Source organism: Pseudomonas sp. JE3303 (assembly GCF_056312565.1).
The window spans coordinates 257,094-271,706 of sequence record NZ_JBWGIF010000003.1 but is presented as its reverse complement, the minus strand read 5'-3'; the positions used below and the strand labels follow the sequence as shown (position 1 = coordinate 271,706).

At 63.0% G+C, this 14,613-nt stretch carries 11 protein-coding genes; 7 read left to right on the top strand and 4 right to left on the bottom strand.

Annotation, left to right across the window (positions count from 1 at the left end; genetic code table 11):
- The first annotated feature begins 156 nt into the window (after window positions 1-156).
- Both AC0ZZU_RS06740 and AC0ZZU_RS06735 read left to right on the top strand, forming a co-directional pair.
- Entirely contained in the window at window positions 157-399 is a 243-nt protein-coding gene (locus tag AC0ZZU_RS06740; RefSeq protein ID WP_476339740.1) for a hypothetical protein, read from the top strand.
- A gap of 109 nt (window positions 400-508) precedes the next feature.
- Entirely contained in the window at window positions 509-3,148 is a 2,640-nt protein-coding gene (locus AC0ZZU_RS06735) for a glycoside hydrolase family 3 protein (protein WP_476339799.1), read from the top strand.
- Between the two features lie 33 nt (window positions 3,149-3,181).
- On the opposite strand, the gene AC0ZZU_RS06730 is transcribed toward AC0ZZU_RS06735, so the two are convergent.
- Window positions 3,182-3,826, bottom strand: coding sequence for a TetR/AcrR family transcriptional regulator (locus AC0ZZU_RS06730; RefSeq protein ID WP_476339739.1), 645 nt, complete (start codon window positions 3,824-3,826; stop codon window positions 3,182-3,184).
- Between the two features lie 57 nt (window positions 3,827-3,883).
- Window positions 3,884-5,242 (bottom strand): MATE family efflux transporter, encoded by a 1,359-nt coding sequence (locus tag AC0ZZU_RS06725; protein ID WP_476339738.1) that lies wholly within the window; start codon window positions 5,240-5,242, stop codon window positions 3,884-3,886.
- A 173-nt stretch (window positions 5,243-5,415) separates the two neighbouring features.
- On the opposite strand from AC0ZZU_RS06725, the gene AC0ZZU_RS06720 reads away from it, so the two are divergent.
- From AC0ZZU_RS06720 to AC0ZZU_RS06700, 5 genes are all read left to right on the top strand, one after another.
- Window positions 5,416-5,820, top strand: a complete 405-nt coding sequence (locus AC0ZZU_RS06720; RefSeq protein ID WP_476339737.1) for an antitoxin Xre-like helix-turn-helix domain-containing protein — start codon at window positions 5,416-5,418, stop codon at window positions 5,818-5,820.
- Window positions 5,814-6,506, top strand: a complete 693-nt coding sequence (locus AC0ZZU_RS06715) for an RES family NAD+ phosphorylase (protein WP_476339736.1) — start codon at window positions 5,814-5,816, stop codon at window positions 6,504-6,506. The genes AC0ZZU_RS06720 and AC0ZZU_RS06715 overlap by 7 nt, the downstream gene beginning before the upstream one ends.
- Window positions 6,507-6,645: 139 nt before the next feature.
- On the top strand, window positions 6,646-8,175 hold the full coding sequence (katB, locus tag AC0ZZU_RS06710; RefSeq protein ID WP_476339735.1) for a catalase KatB: 1,530 nt from the start codon (window positions 6,646-6,648) through the stop codon (window positions 8,173-8,175).
- Window positions 8,176-8,323: 148 nt separating this feature from the next.
- Window positions 8,324-10,165, top strand: a complete 1,842-nt coding sequence (locus AC0ZZU_RS06705) for a bifunctional diguanylate cyclase/phosphodiesterase (protein ID WP_476339734.1) — start codon at window positions 8,324-8,326, stop codon at window positions 10,163-10,165.
- Window positions 10,166-10,288: 123 nt separating this feature from the next.
- On the top strand, window positions 10,289-10,744 hold the full coding sequence (locus AC0ZZU_RS06700; RefSeq protein WP_476339733.1) for a hypothetical protein: 456 nt from the start codon (window positions 10,289-10,291) through the stop codon (window positions 10,742-10,744).
- A 39-nt stretch (window positions 10,745-10,783) separates the two neighbouring features.
- Here the strand turns inward: AC0ZZU_RS06700 and AC0ZZU_RS06695 are convergent, their stop codons facing one another.
- Together AC0ZZU_RS06695 and AC0ZZU_RS06690 are read right to left on the bottom strand one after the other, a co-directional pair.
- Window positions 10,784-12,919 carry a TonB-dependent siderophore receptor gene (locus tag AC0ZZU_RS06695; RefSeq protein WP_476339732.1) on the bottom strand — a complete coding sequence of 712 codons (2,136 nt, stop codon included), beginning with the start codon at window positions 12,917-12,919 and terminating at the stop codon, window positions 10,784-10,786.
- Window positions 12,920-13,076: 157 nt separating this feature from the next.
- The gene (locus AC0ZZU_RS06690) at window positions 13,077-14,513 is read right to left on the bottom strand and encodes a methylenetetrahydrofolate reductase C-terminal domain-containing protein (RefSeq protein ID WP_476339731.1); all 1,437 of its coding nucleotides are present in this window, start codon (window positions 14,511-14,513) and stop codon (window positions 13,077-13,079) included.
- Window positions 14,514-14,613: the final 100 nt, after the last annotated feature.

Below are 14,613 nucleotides of genomic sequence, written 5' to 3'. Positions count from 1 at the left end.
GCTTAAGAGGTGGTTCTAGGGTTTAATTAATTAGACCGTTGAACAAAATCTTCTCCCCTCCTTGAACTTTTCTCGCAAGTGCTCAGACTTACGCCCCGGCCTTACCTTGCCCAAGGTTCGACCGTTAACTGTAGCCCACCCACCGAGAACTATTCGATGAATAGACTATTGCTGTCGCTCGCCTGCTCGGCGCTGCTGGCCACGCACTTCAGTGCCTCTGCCGACACGCTGGCCGCCACCTCACAGACGACCGCCACGGATGCCCGTACCCAGCTGGATGCCCAGCGCGAGCGCCTGACCGGCGTGGACAAGGTCGGCAAGAACGCCGCTGGCGCCAACACGCTGCTGGACACGCCGGTCGACACCAGCGACGCCCCGGCGCAGGTCGACCAGCCGTGAAACCGACCGCTGTGATCTTGACCCTCGCCACCCAGACCGCTGTATAAGGACCCGATCCGTGAAACACCTCAAACAGACCTTGGGCTTGAGCCTGCTGGCGATCAGCGTGATGCAGGCATCGACCGCCCTCGCTGCCACGCCGGCCACCGGCAACGAAGTCGAAGCGCGCGTCAGCTCGATCCTGGACAACATGAACCAATCCGAAAAGATCAATTTCACCCGGGTCAACGACGGCCACATGATCCCGTCGCTGCTCAAGTGGGGCATCAAGGGCACCGTCGCCTACGATTCGTCCATGGGCGTGCACGTCAACAACGCCACCTTCGGTGCGCAGTACCCGTCCCAGTCGGCCCTTGCAGCGACCTGGAGCATCAACCGCGCCAAGGAGTTCGGCCTGGCGATCGCCTACGAGACGCGTATCTCCGGTGGCCAGCAGATGCTGTCGCCCGGCGTGAACCTCTACCGCACGCCCTACAATGGCCGCTCAGCCGAGTACATGAGTGGCGAGGACCCGTTCCTCGGCGCGGTACTGGCCCCGGCGGTCGTCAACGGCATCCAGGTGCAGGGTATCCAGGCCAGCGGCAAGCACTACCTGGCCAACGAGCAGGAAGCCAACCGCCAGCAGGTCAACGTCACGGCCGATGAGCGCACCCTGCGCGAGCTCTACTTGCCGGGCTTTGAGTCGATGGTCAAGAACGCCAACGTCGCCTCGATCATGTGCGGTTTCAACAAGGTCAACGGCGACTACGCTTGCGAAAACCATCACCTGATCACCGAGGTGCTGAAGGGCGAGTGGGGCTATCAAGGCACCGTCATCAGTGATTTCAACGCCATTCACGATCCGTTCAAAGGCGCGTGGGCGGGGACCGACATCGACATGCCGTCGGGCCTGCAGTTCACCGAGGCCAACCTGATGCCGTATATCTGGAGCGGCCAGCTGACCCAGAACGTCATCGACGACAAGGTCAAGCGCAACCTGCGGGCCGTGGTCAGCTACGACTTCCAGGAAAACCTGAACACCGCGCAAACGCTCGACCACACCGAGTACGGCCAGCGCGCGGCGCTCAACGTGGCGCGTGAATCCATCGTTCTGCTGCGCAACGCCAATACCGCCAAGGGCAAGCCGCTGCTGCCACTGACGCGTGACGCCAGGATCGCGGTCATCGGCGACTGGGCCAACCAGGCTCCAGCTTCGCCATTTGGTACCGCTAACGCCCCACCCAACAGCTACATGACCGAGCTGAGCGGCCTGCAGCAGTTGGCATCGAACAGCGCGAATGTCACCTACCTGTCCGCGCTGAGCCTGAACCCGAAATCGGCGGTGTGGTATCAGCCAACCAGCGACACGTCCGGCATCAGCAACTCCGGGGTCAAGGCCGAGTACTTCAGCAACACCAGTCTCAGTGGCGATCCGGCTGTGACGCGCATCGAGCCAGGCGTGAACCTCAACTGGACCACCAGCTCCAACGAGACCAACGCCGGCACCACCGCGGTGTCCGGGTTCAGTCCCACGGCGGGCGCGTTTTCGGCCCGTTTCACCGCCACGATCAAGCCGACCGAGTCTGGCGCCCATGTGTTCAAGGTGCGCGCGGACGGTCCCTACAAGCTCTGGGTGAACGATGAGCTGGTGGTGGAGAGCGACGGCGTGCCGTACTCCTCGGACGTGGTCAATGCACTGACCACCTCCGGCAAGAGCGCGGCCTTGAAGGCTGGCCGGAACTATACGGTCAAGCTTGAATACCGCCGCGTGCAGGGCAACTTCACCCCTGCGCTGGGCGGCCTGGCTGGCGTGCAGATGAGCTGGGCGTCGCTGGCCCCGCCCAAGGATCTGTCGCGGTACGACGCCGTGGTGGTTGCCGCAGGCACCAACCATGAAAACGAAGGCGAAGGTTCTGACCACGGTTATGACCTGCCAGACCAACAGGCCGACCTGATCAGCGCTGTCGCCAAGGCCAACCCGAACACCATCGTGGTCATGCACGGCGGCGGCGTTGCCAACATGCAGCCCTGGGCCAAGAAGGTCGGTGCAACCCTGAATGCCTGGTTCCCCGGCCAGCAGGGCGGTCAGGCACTGGCCGAGATCCTGTACGGCACCGTCAACCCGTCCGGCAAGCTGCCGGTCACCATCGACAAGCGGATCGAGGACAACCCGAGCTACGCGTCCTACCCCGACCCGTCGGCGTATCGCGGTGACAACCCGTCGACCGAACTCAGCTACAGCGAAGGGCTGTACATGGGCTATCGCGGTTATGACAAGAAACACGCCAAACCGCTGTATCCGTTCGGCTTCGGCTTGTCGTACACCACGTTCGGCTATTCGGACCTCAAGCTTTCAAGCAACGTGATGACCCCGGGCAACACCGTCGACGTCAAGTTCACGCTGACCAATACCGGTGACAAGGCCGGCTTCGAGGTCGCGCAGCTGTATGTCGAACCGGTCAGACCGCAGGTCGACCGTCCGAAGAAAGAGCTGAAGGGTTTCACCAAGGTGTACCTGCAGCCTGGCGAGAGCAAGACGGTGAGCCTGCCGATCGACTCGCGCTCGCTGGCGTATTTCGTGGAGCACAGCGATAGCTGGGACGTCGATGCGGGCAAGTTCAAGGTCTGGGTCGGTCCTGACTCCGAGAACCTGTCACTGCACCGCACGCTGGTGACGCTCATGCCACAACACCTGACCACGCGCGACAGCAACCCGCTGCCGGTCCCGCTTCGCGCAGCCGTGCAGGTCAGCGAGTCGCAGGCTTACTGACCCTGACGGGCGGGTTCAGGGACGAACCTGCCGTCACACGCGGATGCCGTTGGCCAGGCGCCGCAGGTAGGCGTCGAACGTTGCTTCGACGTCGATCTGGCCGGGATCGCGTAGCCACTGGATCTGTAGTCCGTCCATGACGGCGAAGATCTCGGTCGCCAGCGCCTTCACATCGACATCGGGGCGTATCTGCTTCTGTTCGACCAGCGAGGCCAGGTGCGCCTGTGCGTGCGCATGGGTCATCTCGAACTTTTCCTTGTACCAGGGCCAGGCCGGATGCTTGTCCGACAGGCTCTCGACGCTGATCATCATCGATGCCTGGCACTCGGGCAGGCTTTGCACGCTGAAGCTCATGCTCATCTTCACGAAGGCCAGGAAGCTTTCAAGCGTCGGTGCAGTGTGCAGTTCGCCGAATTTCTCGGTAATGCGCTGATCGCGCCGGTCAAGCAGCGCCCGCAGCAGCGACACCTTGTTGGGGAAATGATGCAGCAGCCCCACGGTAGTGATGCCTGCGATTTGCGCTACATCGCGCATCGATGCAGCGCCATAGCCATCCTTGGCGAACACTTCGGTCGCCGCATCCAGCAGCGCGGCCCGGCGCATCTCGCCCTTGGGTGCACGGCGGCGTTTGGTGGCCGGCGCGGTGGCCGATTCTGTGTCGTGATCCTGATCTGACATAACCCACTTCAAAGCTGTGGTGAGGAGCAACGCTTCTTGCGAAACGGCGAGGGGTGATTATGACAAAAGATTCCCGTCCCGTGCGCTCGCTGTTCGCTGGCGGCGGTTGATCCAGAGGGCGGTGCCGATGGATGCCAGCGCGACCAGCCCATTGCCGATCCACATCCCGAGCATCACGCCGCTGGCGCCAAAGTGCTGTGCCCCGAGCATGACAAAGGGCAGGGTGCCCAGGGTGGCGCGCAGCCACGCATAGAAGGCGACCCACCAGGTGCGGCCTTGGCTGATGAAGACCGAGATGGCGATGAAATCCAGCCCGATCAGCAGCCACAGCCCTGGCCCGAACCGGCACAGGTCCTGGATCAGCTGTTGGCCGGGCCCGCTGATCGCAAACAGATGGCTGAGCCCAGGCGATGCGGCCCACAGCACCGCCCAGGCGGCCAGGCCGTACCCCACCACCAGTCGCGCCGCCGTGGCCAACGCCGCTTGCATGCGCGCGCCCCGGTGTGCCCCGAGATTCTGCGCAAGCACCGGCACCAGCGCGCTCGGCAGTGCGAAGTACAGGCAGTAGGTGATCTGCAGGACCCTGTCCATGACCGCCATGCCCGCCATCACCGAGACGCCGAACGCCGCCAGGTGGGACATGGTGTAGGTGAGGGCGACCGGCGTTGCCAGGTTGGCCAGGGTGAAGGGCAGGGCGGTTCCTGCAATTCGGGTCCCGTACAGCCGCAACAGACGCAGACGAATACGCTGCGACAGCCCGATATGGCGCCCGACCTGCTGCAGCCCGTAGAAGCAGCCTGCCGTGCCAGCCAGCAGGCAGGACACGCCCGCACCGAACAGCTTGAGGTCCAGGCCGAAGATCAGGATCGGATCGACGATGGCCAGGCAGGCCGCCGCCGTCAGCACGACCGCAAGCGCACGGCCGCTGTGCCCGTGGGCGCGCAGCGCCTGGGCGGTGGCCTGGGTGACCGCCATCAGTACCGATGACACCAAGGTCATGGCGATGAACTGCCGGGCAAGCGGGGAGGACGGCGTGCTTGCCCCCATCCAGCCCGAGAAAAAATCCAGGTAACGCCACTGGATGAGCGACACCGCAGTCGAGACGAGAGTGGCCAGCACCAGCATGTGCGTCGCCAGCGGTGGCAACGTTCCACGGGAACCCTGGCCGACCCTGCGAGAGATCATCGTGCCGGCGGCGACCACGATCCCTGCTACCAGGCTCGAGTTGAAGAAGGCCAGTGTCTTGGCGATGCCGACGGCAGCGACCAGCACCTCGTCCCGCAGCATGGCCACATAGGTCAGTGTCAGGATGTCCGTGAGGAAGATGGCCAGCAGGCCGAGGGCACTGGTAACTGCCATCACGCGCACGTGATGGTTGACGGAGCCACGTATGAAGGTGGCGGCTGAATCTTTCATTGCACAACCAGCGAAACCAGGGGAACGGGCAGGGACCGCGATCAAGCCGCGGCGGCGGGATTATTCCACACTCAAGGAAGCTTGCCCCAGGAATCGCTCCCGATGTACCGCGTTTGCGTCAGTAGATGCATTTAGTCTAATATTTGAGTCTGTAGATTCAGCGAGGTAGCATCATGTCGGCCGTTCTTCATCCAGAGCAACTGACCAGAGCCCAGTGTGTAGCCGGCCTGCGCGCTGCGCTGCGGATACTGGACAAGTGGAAAGCCACCACCGAACAGGCCTGCAAGATCCTGCGGGTCTCGCGCAGCACCTGTACCCGGGCCAGGCAGAGCGACGCCCAGTGGTCGGTCAGTCTCGACCAGGACCAGATGCACCGCATCAGCTTCGTGCTGAACATCCATGCCGCGCTGCGCACACTCTTCGACAATCCTGAAAACGCCTACGGCTTTCCGGCGATGGAAAACCGCAATGCCTTCTTCAACGGCCGCAAACCGCTGGACGTCATGGCCCAGGGAGACATGGTCTCGTTGTACGAAACCTTTCGGCGGATCGACTCGCTGCGGGGCGCGCAGTGGTAGCGCTGAGCACGCTGCCTGCGCTGGAGGGAGAAGAGCGGCGCGGCTATCGCCTGGTGAACTCCAAGTTTCCACCGATCGACCTGTTCAATGATGTGGCGGATGCGTCCGAGTTCCAGGCGTTGTACCAGATCCAGGCGCTGACCAACCCACGGTTGCAGAACGAGGTCGGACGCCTCGAGCTGATCCCGCTGGCCGAGATCCCGTTTGGCATTCCCGGATGCTCTTACGCCACCGCGCCGTTCACCCACATCAATCCGGCGGGTTCGCGCTTCAGCGACGGCAGTTACGGTGTGCTCTATCTTGCCGACATCCTGGAAACGGCGATCGCCGAGGTGCGTCATCACCAGCAGCAGTATTGGGCCAATGTGGCCGGCCTGAGCTATGACCGTTTCGTGTTCCGGGGGTTGAGCTGCCGCTTTTCCGAAACCGGCAGCCGGGACGCCACCGGGGTACCGCTTTCCGATCCTGTCTATGCGGCCGACGACTACAGCCAGTCGCACGTGCTGGGCCGCGCCGCCAGGCAAGAGGGGTGCGAAGGGTTGCGGTACAACTCGGTTCGCTCGCCCGGCAATCACTGCTGGGCGCTGCTGACGCCACGGCACGTGAGCTCGGTCATCCAGAACGCGCATTTCGAGATGATCTGGAGTGGAGAAATCACCAGTGTCAGTCGAATTTCCAATGCGTGATGTCAGGAATATCTTGTAACTCCATGAAACAATAGGAAAAACGCATTGGCGCAGTAAGCATTCCCTATTGGGTTGTCGCCAAGGGAATCATTAGCATTTCCAATCCTGCTGGACTACAGCAATTTGGGAATGAAAGACCATGAAAACCAAGACCTTTTCGGGCTATGCCCTCAGCCTGTTGACGGCCAGCCTGCTGAGCGCGTCAGTGGCCTTTGCCGATCCGTTGACCCGCGACAACGGCGCGCGGGTGGGTGATAACCAGAACTCCCAGACCGCAGGCGCAAACGGGCCGGCGCTTGTGCAAGACGTGCAGTTGCTGCAGAAGCTGCAACGTTTCGACCGTGAGCGTATCCCGGAGCGGGTTGTGCATGCGCGCGGTACCGGTGCGCATGGCGAGTTCGTCGCCAGTACCGATATCTCCGAGCTGACCCAGGCCAAGGTGTTCACCCCTGGCAGCCACACGCCGGTGTTCGTGCGCTTCAGCGCGGTGGTCCATGGCAACCACTCGCCCGAGACCCTGCGCGACCCACGCGGCTTCGCCACCAAGTTCTACACCGCCGACGGCAACTGGGACCTGGTCGGCAACAACTTCCCGACGTTCTTCATCCGCGATGCGATCAAGTTCCCCGACATGGTCCATGCCTTCAAGCCCGACCCGCGCACCAACCTGGATGACGACTCGCGCCGCTTCGACTTCTTCAGCCATGTGCCAGAAGCCACCCGCACGCTCACCCAGCTCTATTCCAACGAAGGCACGCCGGTTGGCTATCGCTTCATGGACGGCAACAGCGTCCACGCCTACAAGTTCGTCAATGCCAAGGGCGAGGTGACCTACGTCAAGTTCCACTGGAAGAGCCTGCAAGGCGTGAAGAACCTTGACCCCAAGCAGGTCGAGAACGTGCAGGGCAAGGACTACGCGCACATGACCACCGACCTGGTCACGGCGATCAAGAAGGGCGATTTCCCGAAGTGGGACCTCTACATCCAGACACTCAAGCCTGAGCAGCTGGCCCAGTTCGACTTCGACCCGCTGGACGCCACCAAGATCTGGCCAGACGTACCGGAGCGCAAGATCGGCCAGATGGTCCTGAACAAGAACGTCGACAACTTCTTCCAGGAAACCGAGCAGGTCGCCATGGCGCCGTCCAACGTGGTGCCGGGCATCGAGCCGTCCGAAGACCGCTTGCTGCAAGGGCGCCTGTTCGCCTATGCCGATACCCAGATGTACCGCATCGGTGCCAATGGCCTGAGCTTGCCCGTCAACCGTCCGGTAGCGGCCGTCAACAATGGCAACCAGGACGGTGCCATGAACACCGGCCACACCACCACAGGCGTGAACTACGAGCCGAGCCGGCTGAATCCGCGTGAATCGACCGAGTCGGCGCGTTACAGCGAACTGCCCTTGAGCGGCACGACGCAACAGAGGAAGATCCAGCGCGAGCAGAACTTCAAGCAAGCTGGCGACCTGTATCGCTCCTACTCCAGCAAAGAGCGCCAGGACCTGATCAACAGCTTCGGCCAGTCCCTGGCCACGACCGACGACGAGAGCAAGCACATCATCCTGTCGTTCTTGTACAAGGCCGATGCCGAGTACGGCGCGGGGGTGGCCAAGGTTGCCGGTGGTGATCTGAAGAGAGTGAAGCAGCTGGCCAGCCAGTTGCAGGACTGAGGCTGTCTGACGGGCTGCCTAGGGGTGGCCCGTTTTGATGGCTCTGCACGGCATTTTCGGAGCAGGGCGCCAAACAAGGGCTGACAGACTTGCTGGACTGTGGCTATGGTGCCCGCAGGATATTGCTGCTCACCCGCACGAGGCCTTCATGCAGATCGCTCCTCCACCCCTGAACGAAGCCGCAAGGCTTTGCTTCCTTGCGAGCCTGAACATACTCGATACGCCCCCGGAAGAGAGCTTCGACCGGATTACCCGCCTCACCCGCACGCTGCTGGGCGTGCCCATCGCGCTGGTATCGCTGGTGGACCTGAACCGCCAGTGGTTCAAGTCCTGCCAGGGCCTGGACGTGGCCGAGACGCCTCGCGACATGGCTTTCTGTGCGCATGCGCTGCATGTCGAGGAAACCTTGGTCATCCCGGACGCCAAGTCCGACCCGCGCTTTGCCGACAACCCCCTGGTCACCGACAAACCCCATATCCGGTTTTATGCCGGTGTCCCACTGCGCTTCGCTGACGGCCTTACGGTGGGGACCTTGTGCGCATTGGACACCGCTCCACGAATGCTGAGCGATGAACAGTTGCGCGCCCTGCGAGACCTCGCCCGTATCGTCGAGCGCGAGCTGATGCAGCGTAGCCTGGCGATCGACGCGCGAGTGGTCGAAGAAGCCGAACGCCGTGCCCGGACCTCGAGTGAAGCGCAGTTTCGCGCAGTGTTCCGTGAGACTCCGTCGGGCGAAGCCATTCTCGAACTGGACGGCCGCTTTCTCGAGGTCAACCGCGAGTTCTGCGATATCTCGGGCTATAACCCTGAAGAACTGGTGCTGATGAGCGCTGAGCAGATCATCCATCCTGGGGATATGGACGGTGCATCGGCGCTGCGCCGTGAGCTGATCGGTGGGCGGCGCAAGCACTACACCGTCGAGGGACGACTGATTACCAAGCAAGGCACGCAGACCTGGGTCGAAACCAGCATCGCCGTGATCCGTGACGATCTCGGCGCTCCGCAGAACCTGGTCGCTCAGATACGCGACATCACCGAGCGCAAGCGCACCCAGCTTCTGCTCGAAGACTACCAGGCCCGGCTGGAGCAGCAGGTGGCCGAACGCACCCACGCGCTGCTGCGCAGCCAGGAAACGCTGCAGGCGATCGCCGACAACCTGCCGGTGCTGGTCTCGCATATCGGTCCTGATCTCAAGTACCGGTTCAACAATGCGGTGTACAAGGACATCTTCGGCGTGGACCCGAGTTACCTGCAGGGCAAGCGGGTCTGCGATGTGCTGCCGGGCGAGGTCTATGAGCAACTGCTGCCGTTTTTCCAGCAGGCGCTGCAGGGGCAACGGGTCGAGGCGGATAACGTCCGCTACAGCTCGACCGACAGCAGGATCTGGAGGGCCAGCTACGTACCCGACGTGCGCCACGGCAAGGTGGAAGGGTTCTTCGTCATGTCGCTGGATGTCACGGAGCGCAAGAAGACAGAAAAGGCCCTGGTCGACAGGGCATCGATCGATGCCTTGACCGGCCTGCCCAACCGCACGGTCCTGCAGCGCGAACTCGTACATCTGCTGGGCAAGCAGAAACCCTTCGCGCTGTTTTTCATCGACCTGGATGGCTTCAAGTCAGTGAACGATCAATGGGGCCACGAGACCGGCGACATGCTGCTGCAAGCGGCGGCCCGGCGCATGCTGGGTGTCGTGCGCGCAGGCGACCTGGTGATCCGTCTTGCAGGCGACGAGTTCGTCGTGCTGACCTTGTCCGAAGTTACTGAAGCCACGGCCCAGACCATCGGCCTGAAACTCTGCGACAGCCTGTCCAGCCCGTTCCAGCTGTCAGGGCAGGACGTGAAGATCGGCGCGAGTATCGGCATTGTCATCTACCGCGAGCAAGGCGGCGTGGTGACGCCAGAGGACGTGCTGGGGCGGGCGGATCATGCGATGTACGAGGCCAAGCGCAAGGGGCGCAATCATTATCGGATAGCAGAGGGGTATGGCTGAGTTGCCCCACCGTCGGGTGCTGCGGGTTGGTCCCTTGCCATGCACTACACTTTCTGCGATGCGATGCGGATGAGCACGCCCTGGTGGCGGCTTACTGATTCCTGTCCAGGCGGGTAGAACGTCATGAAACCATCGTCCAATGCAGGCCTGGCGGTTGCCCTGGCCCTGTGCTGCGCACAGGGTTGGGCTCAGACCGTCGTGCCGATGAAGGGCCAGAGCCCGGAGCAAGTCCAGATGGATGTCACCAACTGTCAGCAGATGGCGCAAAGCCAGGGCGCGGAGGCTGATACGTCCAAAGGCGGCGGGCGATTGCGCGGCGCTGCGGCCGGGGCTGCGGCTGGCGCGGCCGGCGCGCAGGTTCGAGGGCGCCAGCACAGCGAGATCTACGACCAGGTCGACGATGATGTCAAGCAGGAATACCGCCAGAACCAAGCCCGGGAAACCGCGGCCGCCGGCGCTGTGGTCGGCGGCTCACGGCAGCGGCAGGACCGTCGCGAGCAACGCAGGGAAGGGGACTCGGCGAATGCGTCGGCCTATACGAGTTGCCTGCAAGGAAAGGGGTATCAGGTGACGCCCTGAGACTGCTCGATGCAGCTTTCCGGTCGGCTCATGCCGGGCTCAATATTGGTAACTCACCGACATCAACGCCGTTCGGTCATCGCCGAGCGCCACGGCCTGGGCCAGGCCGCCCGCGTAGTAGTGCTGGTCGAACAGGTTCTTGACGTTGACCGCTACGCGCCAGTGAGGGGTGGCATAGGCGACACCCACGTTCGCGGTCGCGTAGCCGGGCAGGTAGTAGCCGTTGGTGTAGCGCTCGCTGACGGCGTTGATGCCGCCGTTGAGTTCCCAACCCAGGGGTGATCCGTTGAAACGGTAGCGGGCAAACACATTGGCGGTGTGGCGCGGTACGTTGTTCAGGCGGTCTCCTACCGTCGAGGCTTGCTGGTCGCCGTCGTCGGTGATCACCGCATGGGTATAGGCGTAGCCCGCCATGAGGCTCAACCGGTCATTGACGTCCGACTGCAGCTCAATCTCGGCGCCGCGCGTACGTTGCTCGCCGATGGCGATGCTGTATCCATCGTTGACAGGGTCATCCTCCAGCACATTCTGCCGTCGAAGATCGAAGGCGGCGACGGACAGCCAGGTCCTGCCAGGCACCAGGTCGAACTTGATGCCGGCTTCCCACTGACGGCCTTTCTCCGGCTCGAACGTGCGGCCGTCAAAGTCCACGCCGGTGTTGGGGAAGAACGAGGTGGCAAAGCTCAGGTACGGGCGCACGTTCGGGAAAAGTTCGTACATGATGGCGGCCGCGCCGGTGGTGGCATTGGCCGGGTTGCTGCTGCGTGCGCCGTTCAACAGGTTGGTGGAATCGCTGTCGGTGAAGTCACGACGCAGGCCGGCGGTGACCAGCAGACGGTCATTGACCTGATAGTTGTCGCGCAGATAAGCACCCAGCATGCGAACGGTGGTGTCCTGCCTGGAGCGGGGGGTGCCAGGGCACACGACCGGGCTTCCATAGACAGGGTTGTAGATATCCAGCGTGCCCACGCTGCAGGTGTAGCTCTCGAGACTTTCCCTGGAGCGCATGTAGTCGGCGCCAAGCGTCACGTCATGCGCGCCAACACTGGTTTCGAAGTACTTCTGCACATTGTTGTCGAAGCTGATCGTGTCACCGTCGAAGTGTTGCTGCTGCGCGGTTCGGCTGAGGGTTCGGTTATCGGCGGCGAGCCGGCCGCTGGCTATCAGTTGGCCGTCTACGGTGTACTCCTGCCAGCGCAGGTTCTGGTTGAAGGCCCAACCGTCCCCGAAGCGATGAGTGAGCGTGTAGCCAAGCCGGTCTTCACTCGCGTGATAGGGGGCTTGGCCGGGCTCGCCGGTGAACAGGTCCCGGGACACGCTGCCATTGGGGTTCGAATTGACGGACCCGCTCAAGGGGAGGCCTTGCTGGCGAATGTACTGGCGGTCCTGGTGACTGGCCAGCAGGGTGAAGTCGGTATCGTCGCCGAAGTCGAGCGTCAGGGAGGGGGCGATGTAGTTGTTCTTGAACCAGACATGGTCGGTCGCGTCATTGCTGTCCGACAGCAGCCCGTTGACCCGGATCGCGGCCTTGCCTTGCTCGGACAGTGGCGTGCCGACATCGAACGTCCCTTGGCGCAAGTCATGGCTGCCGTAGGTCACGCCGGCCTGGGCAAAGGGCGTAGCGGTCGGCCGCTTGCTGACCATGTTGACGACACCGCCTGGCAAGACCAGGCCGTACTCCATGGAGGCAGGCCCTTTCAATACTTCCAGGCGCTCCAGGCCAGAGGGTTGCTCGGCGACCCGGCTGCTTGTCGACGTGCGCAGGCCATCCAGGAACAGCGAGTCGGACGCGACCTGGCCACGGATGATCAAGTCGTCCCAGCCGCGGCGGCCATACTGTCCGGCCGTGACGCCAGGTACGTTGTTGAGCGCGTCGGCGAGGCTGAGTGCCTGCTGGCTGTCGAGCACAGAGCGGTTGACAACGCTGACGCTGCGCGGCGTTTCCGCCAGGGGCAGGGCTGACTTGGTGATCTGCGGAGCTTCATCGCTGGTAAAGCCGCCGTCCTGCACGGCTTCGTACTCACCGTCGATGTTACTGGTTGGGAGAGTGATCGCCTGCGGGCTGATGCTGGTGCCGATTTCTGCGGCCAGCGTTGGGACAGGTAGGGCGAGTGCGGCGAGAAGCGCAGGGCATATCAAAGGGGCTGGCAGCCGAACCTTGGCTCTGGAGGACATTTACAGCGGTTTCCTTGTCTGGAAATCCTGATGCCGGGCGGGGGAGGTCGGCAGGACGGTACTTGATGGCGGGCAATGATAATCATTACCTGTAACGTCGGTCAAATGCTCCTCTGCTCTGCGGGCCAGGTCTTTCCTCTCGGAGTACAAATGTACTCTAGCCGGCGTCGAACCATCCAGGCCAGGAACTGCGGTGACGGCCATGGACATCGATGCTGGCGATCAGGCGTTCTGTCAGCACACCGCTTTGGCCCACGGCTTTGGCAGTGCGATACTTCACACTGTGCACACACTCGCGGTCGCCGAACTCGCACCGGTTGAGCGCTGTGCCGCCGCAGGGACCGTTCGCCAGCCCCTTGGGGCAGGTCTCGGGACAGATGTAGAGCGTGTCCTCCAGCCGGCAGCGGCCGCAGGTATCGCAGCCCACCATCGGCCGCTTGATACTGCGTTCCAGGCCATGCAGCAGGCGCGCGCCGGTGGCCGTGGACCAGACAGGCCGGGTCACTGCCCAGCCAAACGCGCCGCCCAGCACGCCTCGGCGGTCGAACACCAGGGAATGCATGCTGGACATCAGGTAATAGCGAGCCTTTTCCCGGGTGCCGGCGCTGACGTGTGACTCCCCCAGTCGCCAGTTGGCACCCGGCGGGTTGAACGTCACTGCGGGCAGGCCCGGCATCTGCCAACTGGCGGCCCAGGCAGATGCCCATTGATCCAGCGTCTTTATCTCGGCCTGGGCAGCTTCGATCTCCCGCCCCAGCGCCTCGAACTGGCCGAGGTCATGGACCCCCGACAGGTGCACGCCGGCATACCCCATCAACTTCAATCCTGTGATCTGCACCGCCAGGCGTTGCAGGCTGCGTTGCTGGGCATGCGCCTTCGATACGGCCAGCTCGGCGGCCAGCACATCGTGCATTGATGGGGTCACGGTCACGCCTGCGACGTGCCGGAGCATGCCAGCGCGGCCATGCGTCAGGGCCATGAGGCAGGCAATCAGAGGCTTTGGCGCAGGCTGGCGTTGCATCCACTGCAGGGCTTCGAGGTGCTTGCGATCGTCGTAGCCGAGTTGCAGGGTCATGAAGTCTGCACCGGCGTTGAGCTTTTTCTCGGCCTTGAAGTATTGCGCGCCGCCGTCTTCCTCATGGTATTTGAACGGATTGAGTGCAGCGCCGAGCAGCCAGTCGGGGCGGGCCTGACGGACAATCTGCAGGGCGGCGACCGACTCGAGGTAGCGCACGGGCCGCTGGCCCGGCTCATGCCCGGGCAGCCGGTCACCGGTGAGGACCAGCAACTGGTCGAGGCCGGCGGCATCCATGCGCGGCAGCTGGGCCAGCAGGTCCTGTCGTTCGCGCGCCTTGCCGGAAAAATGCGGCAGGCTGGGCTGGTTCTGGGCGAAGCTGCTGAACGCGTCCAGCGGCGACATGTCCAGCGGACCGCCGACCCGGTCGCCGATCGACACGGTCATCGGCCAGCCACACAGATGGGTCCGGGCCATGATCGACTCGAGCGCGGCGAAGCGTTCAGCCGAGGGCTTGGGGACGAACTCCATGACGCAGACGAAGGTGCGCTCATCAAGCGCGGTTTTTAGCAGGCCCATGGAAAGCTCGCACCAGAGGGAAGGTAGGCGAGCAGTATGGGGGAAGGGGCGAGCAGGGATTTGTCCAAGCACGAAGACTTAGGCGCTGATTGCGACGTTG

Excerpts from the sequence above, each read along its gene's own strand:
- AC0ZZU_RS06740 (WP_476339740.1), top strand. The coding sequence starts at position 157 with ATGAATAGACTATTGCTGTCGCTCGCCTGCTCGGCGCTGCTGGCCACG.
- AC0ZZU_RS06735 (WP_476339799.1), top strand. The coding sequence starts at position 509 with ATGCAGGCATCGACCGCCCTCGCTGCCACGCCGGCCACCGGCAACGAA.
- AC0ZZU_RS06730 (WP_476339739.1), bottom strand. The coding sequence starts at position 3,826 with ATGTCAGATCAGGATCACGACACAGAATCGGCCACCGCGCCGGCCACC.
- AC0ZZU_RS06725 (WP_476339738.1), bottom strand. The coding sequence starts at position 5,242 with ATGAAAGATTCAGCCGCCACCTTCATACGTGGCTCCGTCAACCATCAC.
- AC0ZZU_RS06720 (WP_476339737.1), top strand. The coding sequence starts at position 5,416 with ATGTCGGCCGTTCTTCATCCAGAGCAACTGACCAGAGCCCAGTGTGTA.
- katB (WP_476339735.1), top strand. The coding sequence starts at position 6,646 with ATGAAAACCAAGACCTTTTCGGGCTATGCCCTCAGCCTGTTGACGGCC.
- AC0ZZU_RS06705 (WP_476339734.1), top strand. The coding sequence starts at position 8,324 with ATGCAGATCGCTCCTCCACCCCTGAACGAAGCCGCAAGGCTTTGCTTC.
- AC0ZZU_RS06700 (WP_476339733.1), top strand. The coding sequence starts at position 10,289 with ATGAAACCATCGTCCAATGCAGGCCTGGCGGTTGCCCTGGCCCTGTGC.
- AC0ZZU_RS06695 (WP_476339732.1), bottom strand. The coding sequence starts at position 12,919 with ATGTCCTCCAGAGCCAAGGTTCGGCTGCCAGCCCCTTTGATATGCCCT.
- AC0ZZU_RS06690 (WP_476339731.1), bottom strand. The coding sequence starts at position 14,513 with ATGGGCCTGCTAAAAACCGCGCTTGATGAGCGCACCTTCGTCTGCGTC.